Origin of the sequence: Mycolicibacterium chubuense, from assembly GCF_001044255.1 — a bacterium.
Taxonomy (GTDB): Bacteria; Actinomycetota; Actinomycetes; order Mycobacteriales; family Mycobacteriaceae; genus Mycobacterium; species Mycobacterium chubuense.
The window spans coordinates 1-16,937 of the sequence record NZ_JYNX01000017.1; the positions used below are offsets into that span (position 1 = coordinate 1).

At 65.9% G+C, this 16,937-nt stretch carries 20 protein-coding genes and 1 pseudogene; 10 read left to right on the forward strand and 11 right to left on the reverse strand.

What is annotated here, in order from left to right; genetic code table 11:
• Positions 1-652: DUF6542 domain-containing protein (locus MCHUDSM44219_RS30650; RefSeq protein ID WP_048416850.1), on the reverse strand; the 652-nt coding region annotated here is incomplete at its 3' end.
• A gap of 82 nt (positions 653-734) precedes the next feature.
• Between MCHUDSM44219_RS30650 and ychF the strand changes: the two genes are divergently transcribed.
• The 8 genes and pseudogenes from ychF to MCHUDSM44219_RS03550 all read left to right on the forward strand — a co-directional run bounded on the left by ychF (position 735) and on the right by MCHUDSM44219_RS03550 (position 8,331).
• Entirely contained in the window at positions 735-1,808 is a 1,074-nt protein-coding gene (gene ychF, locus MCHUDSM44219_RS03520) for a redox-regulated ATPase YchF (protein WP_048416921.1), read from the forward strand.
• Between the two features lie 132 nt (positions 1,809-1,940).
• Positions 1,941-2,576, forward strand: a complete 636-nt coding sequence (locus tag MCHUDSM44219_RS03525; RefSeq protein ID WP_048416922.1) for a class I SAM-dependent methyltransferase — start codon at positions 1,941-1,943, stop codon at positions 2,574-2,576.
• 127 nt (positions 2,577-2,703) lie between these two features.
• The gene (locus tag MCHUDSM44219_RS03530; RefSeq protein ID WP_048416851.1) at positions 2,704-2,943 is read left to right on the forward strand and encodes an AbrB/MazE/SpoVT family DNA-binding domain-containing protein; all 240 of its coding nucleotides are present in this window, start codon (positions 2,704-2,706) and stop codon (positions 2,941-2,943) included.
• Positions 2,944-2,948: 5 nt separating this feature from the next.
• A complete protein-coding gene (locus MCHUDSM44219_RS03535; protein WP_269084071.1) occupies positions 2,949-3,368 on the forward strand; it encodes a PIN domain-containing protein in 420 nt (139 codons plus the stop codon).
• Between the two features lie 492 nt (positions 3,369-3,860).
• Positions 3,861-4,028, forward strand: a pseudogene (locus tag MCHUDSM44219_RS30655) (helix-turn-helix domain-containing protein); the annotation flags it as partial.
• 109 nt (positions 4,029-4,137) lie between these two features.
• Positions 4,138-5,502: a DUF1254 domain-containing protein gene (locus MCHUDSM44219_RS03540; protein WP_236695332.1), complete on the forward strand. Its 1,365-nt coding sequence runs from the start codon at positions 4,138-4,140 to the stop codon at positions 5,500-5,502.
• 174 nt (positions 5,503-5,676) lie between these two features.
• A complete protein-coding gene (locus MCHUDSM44219_RS03545) occupies positions 5,677-7,218 on the forward strand; it encodes an arylsulfatase (RefSeq protein ID WP_048416853.1) in 1,542 nt (513 codons plus the stop codon).
• A gap of 366 nt (positions 7,219-7,584) precedes the next feature.
• Positions 7,585-8,331 carry a class I SAM-dependent methyltransferase gene (locus MCHUDSM44219_RS03550; protein WP_048416854.1) on the forward strand — a complete coding sequence of 249 codons (747 nt, stop codon included), beginning with the start codon at positions 7,585-7,587 and terminating at the stop codon, positions 8,329-8,331.
• A gap of 74 nt (positions 8,332-8,405) precedes the next feature.
• On the opposite strand, the gene MCHUDSM44219_RS03555 is transcribed toward MCHUDSM44219_RS03550, so the two are convergent.
• Positions 8,406-8,870 carry a MarR family winged helix-turn-helix transcriptional regulator gene (locus MCHUDSM44219_RS03555; RefSeq protein WP_172506375.1) on the reverse strand — a complete coding sequence of 155 codons (465 nt, stop codon included), beginning with the start codon at positions 8,868-8,870 and terminating at the stop codon, positions 8,406-8,408.
• Positions 8,871-8,932: 62 nt separating this feature from the next.
• Between MCHUDSM44219_RS03555 and MCHUDSM44219_RS03560 the strand changes: the two genes are divergently transcribed.
• Entirely contained in the window at positions 8,933-9,739 is an 807-nt protein-coding gene (locus MCHUDSM44219_RS03560; protein ID WP_048416855.1) for an alpha/beta fold hydrolase, read from the forward strand.
• A 149-nt stretch (positions 9,740-9,888) separates the two neighbouring features.
• Positions 9,889-10,662, forward strand: a complete 774-nt coding sequence (locus MCHUDSM44219_RS03565; RefSeq protein ID WP_048416856.1) for an alpha/beta fold hydrolase — start codon at positions 9,889-9,891, stop codon at positions 10,660-10,662.
• A 113-nt stretch (positions 10,663-10,775) separates the two neighbouring features.
• On the opposite strand, the gene MCHUDSM44219_RS03570 is transcribed toward MCHUDSM44219_RS03565, so the two are convergent.
• The 9 genes from MCHUDSM44219_RS03570 to MCHUDSM44219_RS03610 form a co-directional block, all read right to left on the reverse strand.
• On the reverse strand, positions 10,776-12,173 hold the full coding sequence (locus tag MCHUDSM44219_RS03570) for a phenylacetate--CoA ligase family protein (RefSeq protein ID WP_048416857.1): 1,398 nt from the start codon (positions 12,171-12,173) through the stop codon (positions 10,776-10,778).
• Positions 12,170-12,799, reverse strand: coding sequence for a 2-thiouracil desulfurase family protein (locus tag MCHUDSM44219_RS03575; RefSeq protein WP_048416858.1), 630 nt, complete (start codon positions 12,797-12,799; stop codon positions 12,170-12,172). The genes MCHUDSM44219_RS03570 and MCHUDSM44219_RS03575 overlap by 4 nt, the downstream gene beginning before the upstream one ends.
• Before the next feature lie 78 nt (positions 12,800-12,877).
• Positions 12,878-13,180, reverse strand: coding sequence for a hypothetical protein (locus MCHUDSM44219_RS03580; protein ID WP_236695334.1), 303 nt, complete (start codon positions 13,178-13,180; stop codon positions 12,878-12,880).
• Between the two features lie 113 nt (positions 13,181-13,293).
• Complete coding sequence (locus MCHUDSM44219_RS03585) at positions 13,294-13,788, reverse strand: nitroreductase/quinone reductase family protein (protein ID WP_048416859.1); 495 nt, start codon at positions 13,786-13,788, stop codon at positions 13,294-13,296.
• Positions 13,789-13,811: 23 nt separating this feature from the next.
• Complete coding sequence (locus MCHUDSM44219_RS03590; protein WP_048416860.1) at positions 13,812-14,030, reverse strand: hypothetical protein; 219 nt, start codon at positions 14,028-14,030, stop codon at positions 13,812-13,814.
• 108 nt (positions 14,031-14,138) lie between these two features.
• A complete protein-coding gene (locus MCHUDSM44219_RS03595; protein ID WP_048416861.1) occupies positions 14,139-14,504 on the reverse strand; it encodes a hypothetical protein in 366 nt (121 codons plus the stop codon).
• Positions 14,505-14,622: 118 nt separating this feature from the next.
• Positions 14,623-15,540 (reverse strand): Vgb family protein, encoded by a 918-nt coding sequence (locus MCHUDSM44219_RS28350; RefSeq protein ID WP_053081173.1) that lies wholly within the window; start codon positions 15,538-15,540, stop codon positions 14,623-14,625.
• Positions 15,541-15,563: 23 nt separating this feature from the next.
• Positions 15,564-16,139, reverse strand: a complete 576-nt coding sequence (locus tag MCHUDSM44219_RS03605; RefSeq protein ID WP_048416862.1) for a hypothetical protein — start codon at positions 16,137-16,139, stop codon at positions 15,564-15,566.
• A gap of 96 nt (positions 16,140-16,235) precedes the next feature.
• Positions 16,236-16,913, reverse strand: a complete 678-nt coding sequence (locus MCHUDSM44219_RS03610) for a guanylate cyclase (protein ID WP_109777575.1) — start codon at positions 16,911-16,913, stop codon at positions 16,236-16,238.
• Between the last annotated feature and the right edge of the window lie 24 nt (positions 16,914-16,937).

Here is a 16,937-nt window from a genome sequence, read left to right on the forward strand (position 1 = left end):
GCTTGGTCGGACGCTCGCCGCGGGCCGGGGAGCCCTTGGCTTTGGCCGTGCCGGTGCGGCGTTCGGCGGTGCGGCGGCGTCGGGGGGCTTCGTCGACCGCCTGCGCGGCCTCGGCGGCCTCGTCGGCTTTGGTGGCTGTACCGCCGGCCACCAGCGACGAGAGCTTGGCGGACATCCGGCCGCGGGCCTGCCGGCCGGTCGCGGTGGCGTCCTTGCCCGGCGAGGCGCCCAGGTAGCGGCGGGCGATGCCGATCACCAGCACGGCCGCCGAGGTGAAGAACATCAGCGGGAAGCGCTCGATCAGCGGATAGCCGCAGTTGATCAGGATGTCCTTGATGCCACCGATCTCGCTGCTGTGCATCAGGAAGTACGCGCCGGGCACAATGACGAACAGCAGCAGCGGAGGCTGGATGACCGCGGTGAACAACCCGACGCGCCGCACGGCGAGCACCGCGATGAGGCAGCCCATGACGTAGAACACAGAGAACACGGATGTCAGCGCGCCGCCGCCGGATCCGGCGTCGACGGCGAAGCCGATCGCGCAGCCGACGACCGCGATCAGAACCGCACCCCACCAGGGAACTCCCGGGATGTTGGGATGTGCGGAGCGGAGTTCGGCCGGTATCGCCGAGCGCGCACGCTGTCCTGACACACGTCGACCGTACCGGCTGGGGCAACCTCACGCCGCCAGCGGACGGGGGCGTGCCGACCGCATCTGGCAGACTGTGGACTCCGTGGGCCTGAATCTGGGAATCGTCGGACTGCCGAATGTGGGCAAGTCGACCTTGTTCAACGCGCTGACGCGCAACGACGTGCTGGCCGCCAACTACCCGTTCGCGACGATCGAACCGAACGAGGGCGTGGTGGCGCTCCCGGATCCGCGCCTCGACAAGCTGGCCGAGATGTTCGGCTCGGAGAAGACCGTGCCGGCGCCGGTGACGTTCGTCGACATCGCCGGCATCGTCAAGGGCGCGTCCGAGGGGGCCGGGCTGGGCAACAAGTTCCTGGCCAACATCCGCGAGAGCGATGCGATCTGTCAGGTGGTGCGCGTCTTCGCCGACGACGACGTGGTGCACGTCGACGGGCGGGTCGACCCGAAGTCCGACATCGAGATCATCGAGACCGAACTCATCCTGGCCGATATGCAGACCCTCGAGCGCGCGCTGCCGCGGCTGGAGAAGGAGGCCCGCACGCACAAAGACCGCAAGCCGGTCCACGAGGCGGCGGTCGCGGCGCAGGAGGTGCTCGACAGCGGCAAGACCTTGTTCTCGGCGGGTGTGGACGTGACGTTGCTGCGCGAGCTGAACCTGATGACGTCCAAACCTTTCCTGTACGTGTTCAATGCCGACGAGTCGGTGCTCACCGATGCGGCGCGCGTCGCGGAGTTGCGCGAGTTGGTGGCGCCCGCCGACGCGGTGTTCCTCGACGCGAAGATCGAGGCCGAGTTGCAGGAGCTCGACGAGGAGTCGGCGGCCGAACTGCTGGAATCGATCGGGCAGACCGAGCGGGGCCTGGATGCGTTGGCGCGGGCCGGTTTTCACACGCTGAAGCTGCAGACGTATCTGACGGCCGGCCCGAAAGAGGCGCGGGCGTGGACGATTCACCAGGGCGACACCGCGCCGAAGGCGGCCGGGGTCATCCACTCCGACTTCGAGAAGGGCTTCATCAAGGCCGAGATCGTGTCCTTCGACGACCTGATGGAGGCCGGCTCGATGGCCGCCGCGAAGGCGGCCGGCAAGGTCCGTATGGAGGGCAAGGACTACGTGATGGCCGACGGCGACGTGGTGGAGTTCCGCTTCAACGTGTAGGCCTGGACACGTCGTTTCGAGATTGCGGTGAGGGCTGTGAACCCGGGGGAGTTCACGACCACGGACGCGATATCGGCGAAGAACGGCTCAGAGCAGCGGCGCCACGGGGTGTCGGCTGGTCTAATGAGCAGCATGCCGATCGCGGACCGTGCGCTTGCCGGGCTGGCTCGCCAGCTCGGTGAACCGAGCGGGTTCGCCGGCCGGATCGTCGGACGGCTCCTCAACCGGGGCAATCGCTCGATCGTCGCCGCCGCGGTCGCCGCGGCCGCGTGCAGGCCGGCTGCCGAAGTCGCCGACATCGGATTCGGGGGAGGCGTCGGACTCGGCATTCTGCTCGACAGCGACGCCGCAGTCGTACACGGCGTCGAGATGTCGGAGACGATGCTCACCGGGGCCAAGCGCCGGTTCGCCGACAGCATCGCCCGCGGGCGGTTACGCCTTCATTCCGGTCGGATGGAGAGCTTGCCTCTCGACGATTCCGCACTGGACGCGATCATTTCGACGAACACGATCTACTTCGTTCCCGACCTGCTCGCAGCGCTGCGTGAATTCGCGCGTGTCCTTCGCCCGGGCGGGCGCCTGGTTCTCGGGGTCGGCGATCCGAGTCAGATGTCGAAGATGCCCTTCACTCGTCACGGGTTTCGGCTGCGCCCTGTCGACGAATTGCTGCCGGTCATTCGCGAGGCGGGCTTCGGCAAGACCGAGGACAGGCGCATCGGTGACGGTGATGGCGCCTTCCATCTTCTGGTGTGCGATCTGCCGGGCTGACGTCGCGACTGCCGATCGCCCCATGTGCACGGAGAGATGTTCATCGTGGAGTTCCGGTTCCAAGAGCGCCTGGGCAGGGTCGGATTCGCCCACGCGGCGAATGGGATCTCACTGGTAGCCTGATCCCATGGAAGCTGTCATCGATTCCGGCGGCCGAATCGTCCTGCCCAAGCAGCTGCGCGACGCACTGGGGCTGACCCCTGGATCAAAGGTGGACGTCTCGGCATACGGCGGTGGATTGCAGATCACCCCCGGCGGCAGGACTGCTCGGGTCGAGCGAGATGCCAACGGACGTCTGATAGCCCGCGCAGACACTGAAGTCAGCGACGAGATGATGTTCGCGCTGATCGACTCGGGACGACGTTGACGGCGGTGTCCGTGACGGCGGTCGACACCAGCGTCGCCGTGCCGCTGGTGATGGCGTCGCACCGGCACCACGCGATGGTCGCTGCGTGGGCCGAGAGCCGAACACTGGGTCTTTGTGGGCACGCCCTGGCGGAGACGTACTCGGTCCTCACCCGGCTGCCCGGCGACGCTCGCGTAGCTGCTGCCGATGCGGTGACGTTGATCGATGGGAACTTCGCCGTGTCGTTGCAGCTCGGTGCGCGTGCCTCGCGATCCGCACATCGCGAGTTCGCCCGGCGAGGTATCGCGGGAGGTGCGACATACGACGCTTTGGTCGCGTTTGCAGCGCGCGAGCATGGCGTTGCCTTGGCAACGAGGGACGGCCGTGCCAGGTCCACCTACGAGGCGTTGGGTGTTGTCACCGAGGTGCTCGCGGCTGGTTCATGATGTTGTTTGACGCTGGGACGTCGTGAGGTTCCGCTTCTACGTGTAGAGGCCGAGCTCAGCAGCCGTTTGTTGGCTGTCCGTCCGTAGGTTTCATCGAGGCCTGAAACAGGCTCGCAGCAGCATTCCGTTCGGTCGTCAGCGTCAGGCCACAGGTGCGCGTACGTGTTCAGGGTGACGCTCGGTGACGAGTGCGCTGAGTGCTCGGTGAACCGTCACCACGTCGCAGTTCTCGCTAATGAGTCCAGAGGCGTAGAAGTGCCGGAGATCGTGGAGCACATAGTCAACGCCCGCACCTTTTCGAGCTCCACGCCATAGGTAGCCGACCGAGTTCTGGTGCAGGGGGTGCTCGCCTTGACCGGGGAACACCCACCGGTCTGGGTTGTTGTCGGGCAGGTGAAGCACTTCGTCTGGCACGTGAACGGTTCGCACTGATTCGTACTCGGGAGAGCGGATCTCGATAGCGCCGCCATCGGCCCGCTGAACCTGCCGCTCGCGGCGCGGGAGGCCCGTCGGGCGCGCGGGCAGTCTATTGGACGGCCTAAGGCGCTGGATGCGTCGAAGAGTGCGCTGGCGCAAAGGATGGGCGCGAGCGGAGAATCGGCCGCTACCATCGCGGCGACCCTCGGCGTGAGCCGAGCAACGGTCTACCGCGTACTGGCCGCTCGCGACGGCGACCAACCGCAACCCGGTGGTGGTCCACCGTGCGCCGTCCACTCGCTACGCGCATTCGGGCTTTCGGTGTGTGGCCTCAAGCCGCCAAAATGTTCGTGTGTCCACAGATCAGCTAGATGTGAAGCGCGAGGCGATGCTGCATTCCCGTGCTGTTGAGGCAGTGATTTGGGGGATGCCCGTCGTGAACTTCCAACGCATGTTCCAGGCGTTCGTCGAGGCGGTCGGCGGCGGAGCCAACGAAGTCCTCTTCTGGTCGCACCTGCCCGATTGGCGAAACCAGACGTTGACCCCGAACCCCGACACGATCTACTTCATGCCCTTCTTCGACACAACGAGGGGCCCGGTGGTCGTTGAGATACCCAGAGCCGACGGAGGGTCGATAACCGGCTCATTGATGGATGCGTGGCAGTGCGCTCTGGAAGATGTCGGCCGCGCGGGTGTCGATCAGGGAAAGGGCGGCCGCTATCTGATCCTGCCGCCCGACTACTCACAACCCATTCCTGAGGGCTACATCGCGTTGCACTGCGACACATTTCGCGGGTATGGGTTATGCCGTTCGAACGTGGTCAGCAGCAGCGCAGACGATGTCGCCGAGGCTGTGGCGTATGGAAAGCAAATCAAGCTGTATCCGCTGAATGAGGCGGACCGACCGCAGGCCACGGCTTTTCGTGATGCCGGCGACGTTGTCCTGGACAGCCTAATCCCCTTTGATGCAAGGTTTTTCGACTCGTTGAACACAGCCATCCAGAGCGAGCCGTGGCTGATCCGGGACAAGGCGATGATTCACCAACTCGCATCCCTGGGCATTGGTAAGGGCCTCACGTTTGACCCAGATGAGCCGACGACCGGGATTCTGACATCAGCAGCAGAGGACGCTCGCGTGTTGCTCGATGGCCGGTACGCATCGCTGTTCGCGCCGCCCTATTTCTCTCACACCAGGTGGGCTGTTCCCATACCGGCGGACGTGATCCATGGACAACAGAGCTTCTACGAGGACGCCGATTGCTACCCGGTCGATGACCGTGCCGTCATGTTCAGCATCGGCTTTTTCAGTGCCAAGCGGCTAGGCAGTGGTCAGTTCTACCTCATGACGATCACCGACAACAGCGGAGAGCAGATGATGGGAGCCAAGTCGTACCGACTCAGAGTTCCACCCCGCGCACCGGTGACGTTGTACTGGTCCGCAACCGCTTATGACCGTCGCACGCACGGACTCATACTCGGTATGCCGCGCGCTAGCCGCGCGTCCAATTCCGCTGACCTCGAAGCGAACAGCGACGACTCCGTTGATGTCTACTTCGGCCCTCAGCCGCCCGAGGGTAAAGAGCCGAACTGGATACCGACTGACCCCAACAGCCACTTCGAAGTCCTCTTCCGCTTCTACGGCCCTACCCAACCCCTGTTCGACAAGACCTGGCAGCTGCCCGACATCGAACCTGTCGAACCTTCACCCACGATATGAATTTTGCAGACACCCAACGCAGCCCCGTCCGATGCCCGAGCGTCAACCGGCCACCAGTCGCTCGACCACGCGAAGGCGGCCTCGGAGGTTGAGCCGGGCAACAGTCTGTCGGGTCATTGCTGCTAGTGCCGTCAACACCTAGCGTGGTCGCGGTCACCATGGTTCAGTGATGTGATGCCTGAACCTAAACCGAATATTCTGGTGATCTGGGGCGATGACATCGGGATCGCCAATTTGAGTTGCTACAGCCAAGGACTGATGGGCTACCGTACGCCCAACATCGACCGCATAGCCCGCGAAGGGATGCTGTTCACCGATTCGTACGGTGAGCAAAGCTGCACCGCGGGAAGGGCTGCCTTCATTAGTGGGCAAAGTGTGTACCGGACAGGGATGAGCAAAGTTGGGGCACCCGGATCGACAATTGGCTGGGCCGCCGAAGATCCCACCATTGCAGAACTACTCAAGCCCCTTGGCTATGCGACTGGGCAGTTCGGCAAGAATCACTTCGGAGACCTCAACGAGTACCTTCCGACCGTCCACGGATTCGACGAGTTCTTCGGCAACCTCTACCACCTCAACGCCGAGGAAGAGCCGGAGAACATCGACTATCCGCACAAGGACAAGTTTCCCCGCCTCTACGACCTTGCCCGTCCACGAGGCGTCATCCATAGTTGGGCGACCGAGGCAGTCTCCACCGAGCCTGACGACCCCAAATGGGGTCCGGTCGGCAAGCAGCGCATCGACGACACCGGGCCGCTGGACAAGAAGCGCATGGAGACCATCGACGACGAAACAACCGCAGCCTGTGTCGATTTCATCCAACGACAACACCAGGCGAACACGCCCTTCTTCGTCTGGATGAACATGACCCACATGCATCTCTACACCCATCCCAAGCCAGAAAGCATTGGGCAAGCGGGACTGTGGCAGTCCGAATACCACGACACCATGATCGACCACGACAAACTCGTCGGCGTCCTGCTGGACACCCTCGACGAACTCGGTATCGCCGAGAACACCATCGTCATCTACTCCACCGACAACGGACCGCACGGCAATACCTGGCCCGACGCGGGAACCACGCCATTCCGTAGTGAGAAAGACACCAACTGGGAAGGCGCATTCCGAGTACCGGAGCTGATCCGCTGGCCCGGCAAAATACTCGCCGGCGTGGTGTCCAATGAGATCGTCCAACACCACGACTGGCTCCCCACGTTACTGGCCGCCGCGGGAGAACCCGACATCAGTGACAGGCTCAAGCAGGGTTACCAGGCCGGGGACAAACACTTCAAGGTCCACATCGACGGCTTCAATCTGGTGCCATATCTGACAGGTGAGGTCACTACCAGTCCGCGCCGCGGATTCATCTACTTCTCGGATGACGGTGATGTCCTGGGACTCCGGTTCGAGAACTGGAAGATCGTGTTCCAGGAACAACGCTGCCCCGGCACACTACAAATCTGGGCCGAACCCTTCGTCCCCCTGCGGCTACCCAAGCTCTTCAACCTGCGCACCGATCCCTACGAGCGAGCCGACATCACCTCCAACACCTACTACGACTGGATGCTTCGACGCGGCTACCTAGTCATGTACGGCTCAGCCATCTGCACGCAATTCCTCGAAACGTTCAAGCAGTTCCCGCCACGACACGAGCCAGCCAGCTTCACCATCAACCACGCAGTCGAAAAGCTCCACGCCTTCCTCGCAAAGGACTGACCACTGACCCAGTCCTCCTCCACCAGGTGGGTGGGTCAGCTCAAGCTGAGCGACCAGGTCTGTCGAGGCCGAATCACACGCACGCCACGCGGTGTCGAGATACGCCTGACACGGCCAACGGCTGCGCTCTCTCCGATCGCCGCGTCCGCATCGCCGAGATCGTTCGCGCCACGCTCGAGTAACCGATCCATGCCCGCGGCCGGTTGTTCGGACCGGCGACGCGGTGGACTTTCCGCTTCGACGTCTGGGCGGGAGAACGTGCAGGTGATTGCCGCGGACTCGTCGGCCCGGTCACCCCTGCTGTGCCGACGCCCTACCGGACAGAACCTGCCTTCGGACACGGCCCCCGCGACGTAGCATTTTCTGGTGAGCTTCGTCGTCCCGCCGGAGGCCTACGCGCGTTTCATGGGCCGGTATGCCGAGCCCCTCGCGGAGGTGTTCGCGGCGTTTGCCGGCGTCGGAGCCGGCGACAAGGTGCTCGACGTGGGCTGTGGGCCGGGCGCGCTGACGGCACACTTGCTCTCGGCGGGAGCCGAGGTCGCGGCGATCGATCCTTCACCACCGTTCGTCGACGCGATCCGTGTGCGCTTCCCCGGCGTCGACGTGCGTCGAGGTACGGCGGAGGAACTGCCCTATGACAGCGACGCTTTCGACGCGGCCCTGGCGCAATTGGTGGTGCACTTCATGACGGATCCGGTAGGCGGCGTCAGACAGATGGCGCGCGTGACTCGCGGTGGCGGTGTCGTCGCGGCTTGCGTGTGGGACGGGCCGACCGGTGCACTCGCACCGTTCTGGGATGCGGTTCACGCGATCGCCCCTGACGTCGAGGATGAAGCGCTGCTGTCCGGGGCGCACAAGGGGCACCTGACTGAGCTGTTCGAAACTGCCGGCCTGCGCGATGTGGAGGAAGATTCCCTTGCGGTCGATGTCGTGCATCCGGCGTTCGAGGAGTGGTGGGAGCCGTACACGTTCGGTGTCGGTCCTGCCGGTGACTACGTCCGGCGACTCGATGACAAGGGTCGCGCCCGTCTCGAGTCAGCGGCTCGCGAACGGCTCGGTGACGGGCCGTTCACTGTCACCGCTGCCGCCTGGGCCGCCCGCGGAACGGTGTGATGCCACCCGTGGTGGGGTTTCGGTTCACACTCTGACCGTCTTGAGGTGATGCCGACGTCGTCAGCGGCCGGCGCCTAGCGTCGCGCGTCGGCAGGCTCCAGCGTGTCCAGCAGTTCCTGCAGGACCGCGCAGGCCGCCTGGAATCTGTCGGCTCCGACGATGTCCGCCCATCGGGCCTCGATTTCGGCGACGCGTCCGCCGGCGTCCCGCATCAACTGCTCTCCGCGCGCGGTGAGCACGACAAGCTTTGCGCGGCCGTCGCTGGGGTCGGCACGACGTGCGAGATATCCGAACGACTCCAGTTCGTTCACCAGTTCCGACGTCGCCGACAGGCTGAGTTGTGCCCGCGCGGCGATCTCGGTCAGCCGAACATGTCCGGTCCGAATGGCGCCGAAGACATGCATGTGGGCATCTCGCACGTCTCCGTAACCGCGCTCCGTGCGCGGAGCCGCAAGCTCGGCCCTGAACTGTCGGAGCAGGCGCACGAGCAGCTGTCCGATCGCTTGCCGCTCGGTGGGGAGATCCCTTGACATGGCCATAGACGGAGAGAATACTTCGGATTACGAAGCTTCGGTGTCCGAAGTAAATTGGGGAGGCTGCCATGTCGATGTCGGTGCCGACTCATGTCGGTCGTCTTCACGTGACCGATTCGGGAAACGGGCCCGTCGCCGTGTTCTGGCACAGCCTGTTCGTCGATCAGAATTCGTGGCGGCTTGTTCTCCAGGCGCTCGGATCACGGCGTCGGGTGATCGCAGTCGATGCGCCGAATCACGGGAGAAGTGAACCGGTCGATCATGACTTCACCGTCGGAGACTGTGCTGTCGCCTCCTGCGAGATTCTCGACCACTTGGGCATCCGAGAACCGGTCGACTGGGTTGGCAACGCCCTCGGCGGTCATGTGGGCATCACGTTGGCGGCCACACGACCCGAGCGGGTGAAAAGCCTGGTGACAATCGGAACTCCGGTCGAACCTTTCGGTGTGGTGGAGAAATGGACGCGGATCGTGCCGCTGGTTCAGCTGTATCGCGTGTTCGGCCCCAAAGCAGTGGATCGCGTGCTCACCGAAGCGTTGCTCGGGGCCGACGCCGTTGCAGCGCAACCGGATCAGGCTCAGCTCACCATGGATGCGTTTCGCAACGCAGATCGGCAGGCGATGCTTCGCGCGATGCGGTGCCTGATGCTTCACCGAGAGTCTCTACGTGACGCGATTGTCGCCGTCACAGCGCCGACTCTGCTGTTGGTCGCGCAGGGCGGCCAGGAGGGCTGGACCCCCGGCGAGTCGGCACAAGCGGCGCGCACGATGCGGAATGCGGTGTCCGAGACGCTGCCAGGGGCCGGCAACATCGCACCGCTGCTTCTCGCACCCGTCCTCCTTGCCGAACGACTGTGCAGATTCTGGGGCATCTAGCTGTCAACGAGTCTCTCTCTCAACGGCTTTCCTGATGGTGGTCACCGACGACGCCGTTGTGCAGTCCCGCCACAGGCAAGGGATGTGCTCGAGGTCGGGGGCTCGGCGGAAGCCGCGCACATCCAGCGCCATCGGTGGGAAACTGTCCTATGCCCTCCGACAAGTCCCCACTTGTCCTCCTGCATGGGCTTGCCATGACAGGCCGGGCATGGCGCGATGTCGTTCCTCTCGTGTGCGGCCATCACGAGACGTATCTACCTACCGCGCCCGGCCACCGTGGCGGCCCGGCGGTGCATCGGCGCCCGGCAACGATGACCGACATGGTCGATGCGGCCGAGCGGTACCTGGACGAGTGTGCCCTTGATCGCCCCCATCTGGCCGGCAATTCGATGGGCGGATTCGTGGCCATCGAGCTGGCCCGGCGCGGTCGTGCAGCGACGGTATGCGCGTTCTCGCCGGGCGGATTCTGGACGTCCGGCGACGGCTTCCAGCAGCGCGCGTTCGGCAGACTGCAGCGCGGTGTCGCGCTCGGTCGTTTCACGCGTCCACTCCTGCCCGTGATCTACAGGTCCTCGACGTTGCGTCGGATCATCCTGCGCGACGTGGCTTTCCGTGCGGACCGGATCTCAGCGACCCGGGCTCTCGAGTTCATCGACGACGGAATCGGTTGCGCCGTTCTCGCGGACCTGTGCGCCGCGGAGTGGCTCATCGAATACCTCGAGCCACCGCCTTGCCCCATCACCGTCGTCTGGGGGGAGAAGGAGACCTTGCTGCCGCCCGGAGTCCTCGACAGGGTCGAACGCATCCCGCAGGCGTCGGTGATCGTCCTACCGGACGTCGGTCACGTCCCCATGGTGGACGACCCGCGATTGGTGGCTCGCACGATCCTGGCCCGTACGGGCGCCATCGCGGGCGACGACTGATCGCGACTCCGAGGTTTCGTCCTTGGCGAGTGTGGGCCCTGTGCACGCATATCGGGCCGATTGCGTGCACAAGGCCCACAGTCGCCAGAAGTGTGACCGACATCGACAGTCGATCACGGCTGATGATCCTGGATTTCGGAGAACACCTGCCGGAACTTCCCGCTGCGTGGATGCAGGGTGGGTGGTTCGTCGGATCTCTCCACGGTGACGGTCGTCGCTCCCAGGGCCGACAAGTACTCGGTCAGGCGTCGAGACAACGACCCCCAGACCGCAGTTTCGTGGTCGGGGTCGATCGCACGCATACGCACGGTGAGCGTCGACGGCGTGCGCTGGATGAGCTGACAGCGTGCCAATCCCGGCGTCTCCTCGGCGACGGTGGCGATGGCCAACGGAAGGACGCGGACCTCGCCGCCGCTCGGCGCCCGGAAGACGAGGACGTCATCGGTGCGACCGACGACGTCAATGACCGGGAACAAGCTGCCGCACGGACATGGGTCGCTCATCAGAGCCACCCGGTCGCCCAACTGGTAGCGGATCACGGGTTGGATGCGATTGGCCAGATTGGTCACGAGCACGCCATCGGAGAGCCGGCCGGCCGGAACCGGCTGGTTGTGGTCGTCCACGGGTTCGACGATGTACCAGTCGCTGTTGACGTGCAGTCGCTGTAGGGAGCATTCGAAGGTCAGACCGACTGCTTCGGACGAACCGTAGTAATTGCTGACCGGGCAGCCGAAGGCGGTACCGATCAATCGCCGCTGCGCGGCGGACAGTGTCTCGCCGGCGGCGGTGACCATGACGGGGTGGATCGTCAACGAACCCGCTTGCCGTTCCAGTGCCAGGGTTTCGAGTGCACTCGGGTAACCGGCCACCATGACGGGTGCGAACGCGTTGAGGTCGCGGACAAGTTCGTCGATGGGGGCCAGCGCGGAGAAGAGCCGCTGCGTCCTGCGGCGGAACCGCATCGTTCGCAGGCGCCGGGCCATCATGACGTTGCCCAGGTAGTGGCCGCCGCTGACCATGACCGCGGCCAGATGAAAACGTCCGCGCACGAGCGCCCACAGCTGCCTCGGTGACAGCCGTACCGCGGGCAGGGAACGAACGTAGCCCAGCACGTTGTACACGGTGAGTGCAGACATGTCGTGCAGCAGGATCGCCGGAATGCCGGTCGCCCCCGATGTCGTGCACACCACGTAGCGACCGAGGAAGTCGCGACCGATGCTGCGCGGATCGGCGAGGAAGGCCTCGACCTCCGTTCGGGTCACCGACATATCGGTCACCCAATCGTCGAAGTGGGCCATCAGATCGGCCTTGGTGGTCACCGGCAGCTGGCCGATCTCCGAAATACGTTCGGGCACATCATGGTACAGACGGCCGTAGTAGCGCGAGTGAGTGCGCGCATAACCGGCGATGTCGTCGAGGCGCCGTTGTCGGCGCGCGGCGACAGCCGCCTGACCCTCCCGGGCCGCCCGGAACGTGTCCCAGAGGGCGGCGGGATAGGTCACCGTCTTCACGGCGGGGACTCGCCCAGAACCCGCCGCGGCGGTGTGGCGAGCAGGCCTTGATGCCGCCCGCTCAGCTCGGCGGCGAGGTCGTGTTCCCACGCGGGCACGACTTCTCGCCGGCGCCTGAGTTGCGCGTCGAGCGCTCTGACGAACAGGCCCATGCCCGGGCGGCGGCAGCCCAGTACGGCCCTCTCGTTCATGACCTCTCGAGTCAGCGCTGCCGTGGGGCATGATGCCAGGACCTCGAGGGCAGCCCGCATGTCGAGGGTGGTGGTCACCCCGCAGGAGGGCGACGCCCCGATGCCGATGACACCGGCGACCGTCATCCCGGAGCGGTGGTAGTCGGCGACGTCACGGGACACCTGCCGGGCGAGACGGCGGTAGATGACCTTGGTCCACAGCAGAAAAGCCCGTAACAGCAAGGCCCGCACCCGATACAGCGGGCGGCCCTTGGAATCGTGGAGAAGAAGGCTGTGTCGCTTGAGCGCGCCGCCCCAGGCCAGCCGTTCCGGGCAGGGCAGCTGGTGAATGCCGTAACCGGAGGCCATCAGTTCGTCGATGGCTTCGGTCACCGCGCCGGACCGGGTGGCTCCGCCGGCGTACCGGGTGTTCTCGTTGAGCAGGCAATGTGACACGAGAACGACCCGGCGTCCGCGCTCATCGCGTAGCCGGTCCAGAGACAGTCGCGCGGTGTCCCGGGAATCCCGCACGGCTCAGCGGCCGACGAGATGCGGGTCGTTGGTCCCGGCGGCGGTCGCCGCGCCCTGCGTGACCGCGGAACTAGCCGGACGGTGTTGCAGCGCGGTTGGTTTCGCAAACCAGCCGAGGTATCCGAGGGTCAGACTGATCGCAGAGTAGACACCGGCCTCGGCCCACATGAACCCCACCCCCCAACGTCGGCCGAGGAAGACCGTCTTCCCGATCATCCCGCGGGAGGTGAGCACCGCATACAGGGCATGTGCATAAGCCAGTGCGGCGAACGCGCCCGAGAGGAACTTGTACGCTTCGCGCTTCATGCTTTCCCCTTCGCAAAGACACGCGATCTGTGCTCTCACTATCGGGATGCACTCGCACTGATAGCTAGAGCCGTAAGTCCCCCGATGCGCGGCGACCAACCTGGGCGACTACCTCAGCGCGGACTGAGTCGCATGATCGGGATCTGCCGACCCGTCCCGGAGGTCTTCTCGCGGTAGTCGTCGTACCCCGGGTACACCTTCTCGGCCAGCGCGAAGAGGCGGGCGTACTCGTCGGGGTCGGTGACCTCGGTGGCCGTGAACGGCTCGTCGCCGAACTCGCACTCCGGATGCGCGGTCAGGTTGAAGTACCACGACGGGTGCCGGCGCTTGCCGTAGTTCGACGCGATCAGGATCACGTCGGATCCGTCGTGGAAGTACGTCAACTGGGTCTGGCGCCGCTGGCCCGACTTCGCGCCGGTCGACACCAGCGGCGCGTTGATGATCGGCCCCATGTTGACCCGGCCACCCGTCAACCGGAACAGGTAGGGGTCGGTGCGGCGCGCGACGTGCCGTGCGAACAACTGCCCGATCGGTGACCGGCCGAACTGCACACCGCGCTGGTAGGAGCGGCCGCGATGGCGGTTCGGGTCGACATAGCGAAGGGGCATACCGGCAAGCTACCCGAGCCCGCTCAGCGGTAACCGCGCCGGCGAGCGCCCACCAGGCGGTGCGCAGAGCGGTGCAACTGGCTGGCCGCCACCAACGCGACCAGTGTGACCGCCTGGCGGGCCAGAGCTGGCCTCTGGATGCGTTGCTGCCAGGTCGGCGTCCGCCGGTTGGCGCGACGCCCCACGAGGTAGCCCAGCAGCCCGGACGCCGCCATCAGGGAGATCACCACGACGGCTGCCATGAGGTTCGAGCCTGCCCCACGGGGGTCGCGGTCAGGTCACGAACGCGCCACACCTGAACGGCCGATGGCCGCCTGGATTTCTCCAGACGGCCATCGACGCGGACGAACTCAGGCGTAGTACCCGATGAACAATCCGTTCCACCAGATACCCCACGAGTTGCTGCCGGGGTTCCACACCAGCGGCTGCGGGTCGCGGATCCCCAGGTCGAGCCAGTTCACCGGTCGCCACACGGGCGGCAGGCCGATGCGAACCGGGTCATCCCAGTGACCGGGCGCGGCGAGCGGGCCGGGTCCGAGCTTCACCTGTCCGGGCGGGCCGAACGGGTTGTGGCCCGGCGGGTCGCCAGGCAACCAGATGTCGTCGTTGCCATGCCCCGGTTTCGCCTGTGCGATACCGGCGCCGACGCCGACAATGGCCGATCCCAGTGCTGCGGCAGCTACCGCACCTGCTGCGAATCTCTTGAACTGAGTCATGAACCCTCCTCAGAGTCGCTGTTCAACGCGCCGGTCGCCATGAATGGTGGCCCCGGCCGGAAACGACCCCCCGTACCGGGTCTCAGAGTAACCACAAAATAAAGCGACCAAACGCTCCCTAGGGTTTAGCGCTCAGCGCCCCGATGCTGTTACCGGTCTTGTTGGTGAACCACATCACAGCGGGGTCCGGACCGGGCTTGATGTCGAACGGCCCGTCGACGTCGGGCGGTGCGCCGAAGAACTCCCACGACCCCGACTCCGGCTGGTGGCCGACGATGCTGTTGGCGGCGGTGTCGACGAACCACACCCGACCGTCCGCCCCGGCACAGACGCCGTCGGGCTCTCGCAGCCGGGGGTCGGTCGCGTGCCGCAGGGTGGCCGCCGGGTCGCGCGCATCGAACGACAGCAGCCCGGGGGGGTCCCGGGTGGTGAGCCAGAGCAGGCCGTCGGGAGTCTGTGTCCACGCCCGCGGGATTGCGGGCAGTGCGCCGAGGGTCGTCACCGCATCCGTGGCCACGTCGAGCGTGCCGAGCGTCCCCGCGGCCGAGTTCACCCACCACACCTTCCCGTCGGTTGTGACGAACAGCGCTGCGGGAGCGGCGATGTCGGGATCGGCGACGATGTGCAGCGATGCGGCGGGATCGGCCGCGCGGGGATCGAGTGAGCCGATGGCGTCGATGCCGCGCAGCGAGAACCACATTCGCCCGTCGGGGCCGGCCTTCAATGCGACGGGGCGGCTGCCGTCGGGCAGCGCGTACATACTGATCGTCGACGAGGGATCCGCCTCGCCCGGATCGATCGCGCCGAGGGCGTCCGACCCGAGGCTGGTGAACCAGATCCGGCCGTCGGGCCCGGGAAAGATGTTCGCGGGGAATCGGATTGCACCCGGTGCAGCGGCGAAGAGTTGGACGGTCCCGTGGCGTATCCGGCCCACGCGATCGTCGCCGATGTTGGTGAACCAGACGTCACCGTCGGCGGCGATGATGCCCGACGGCGCGTTCAGGCCGGGGTCGCGGAGGGCGGTGATCGAGGGCACGGCGCAGCGCCAGGACGTCCGGCTCAGCCGGCCCGGTGCTCGACCACCGGGTCGCGGCTCTGCAGGGTCTCCCCGGAGATCACGACGAGTTCGGTGGGGGACAGCCGGTAGGTGGTGCCGTCGTTGCGGGCCTCGAACCCGGCGGGGATCGGTCGCACGTCGTCGAGTCGCAGCGACGCGCCGTCCTGCAGTCGGACGCCGCGGTAGCTGTAGTCGCCTGCGGCCGTCTCGCACACGACGATCGCGGAGCGCTCGGTGCGGGCGATGGCGACCGCGCGCTGCGTGGCGTCACAGCGTGCCGCAGAGTCGACGAAGCCTTGGCTGTCCGTGGGCGGTGCGGGGGCCTGCGGCTGCCGTGGCGCGGGCGCGGGCAGGGGCAGGGGCTTGGGGGCCGTGGTGACCCACTGCGACGCCGTATCGGGTTGCGCGGGAACGGACTGCACCTCGGTCGGCGCGGATGTGCGTGACTGGAGCAGGGCGAAGACGATGACGAGGGTGCCGACGGAAGCGACGACGATGGACAGCGCCGACAGGCGCGACTTCCGTGTCGGGCCGGTCGGCGGATCGTGTGCAGGGGCATTGGCGGTGACGGTCGGCATGCCTGCGCTCCCTCGTTGCACGTGTGCTCGCCACCAGCAAAGCACTGCCGGTGCGGGAAAGCCGGTATCCGGATCGGCGTTTCGCGCAGCGGTCGGCTACGCAATCACCGCGATCTCGTCGCCGAGGCGGTGGCCCGCCGCCAGCGGCAACTCGTCGCCGCTCCAGAACTTACCGGGATCGAACCAGTTCGCGTGCTTCTCGGTGTGCAGCAGACCCATGTGCTCGTAGGTGATCGCCACGGTCTCGGCGCAGTAGGCCGTCTCCAGCCCGACCTTCGCCTGCTCGGCCTTGCGCCGCTCGGCTGCTCGGCGAACACGGTTGTGCAGCAATGGGATTCCGCGGGTGAAGTCGCTGACGGTCGGGACGCGGCCGCGCAGCCATCGGCCGGTCAGGCGGGCCGTGGACGGGAACGGGGTGCCGTCCATACGGGCGATCACTTGCAGCATGCGGTCTTCCTGCTCGCGGCTGGCGTGGGGGATGAGCTGACGCAGCCAGCAATGCTGACCGTAGGTGTGCACCCAGCGCTCGACAGCCGCGCGCAGATCGTTGAGCTGGACGCCGCGGTGATGGGTGCCCGTCCACAGGTCGAGCAGCTTGTCGCCGAGTTCGGCGTGCCAGATCAGCGGCGGCAGATCGTCGACGGCGACCGTCATCCCGACGTGGTTGACCGGGCTGTTGGTCATCGACTGGATCGCCCGGTCGGGTCCGGAGTGGCCGCGGAACAGCCAGATGTCGCCCGTGCGCGTCTCTTCCAGGGCGCGATCGAGGGACACCGTGCTTGGATTCATGCCCGCAGC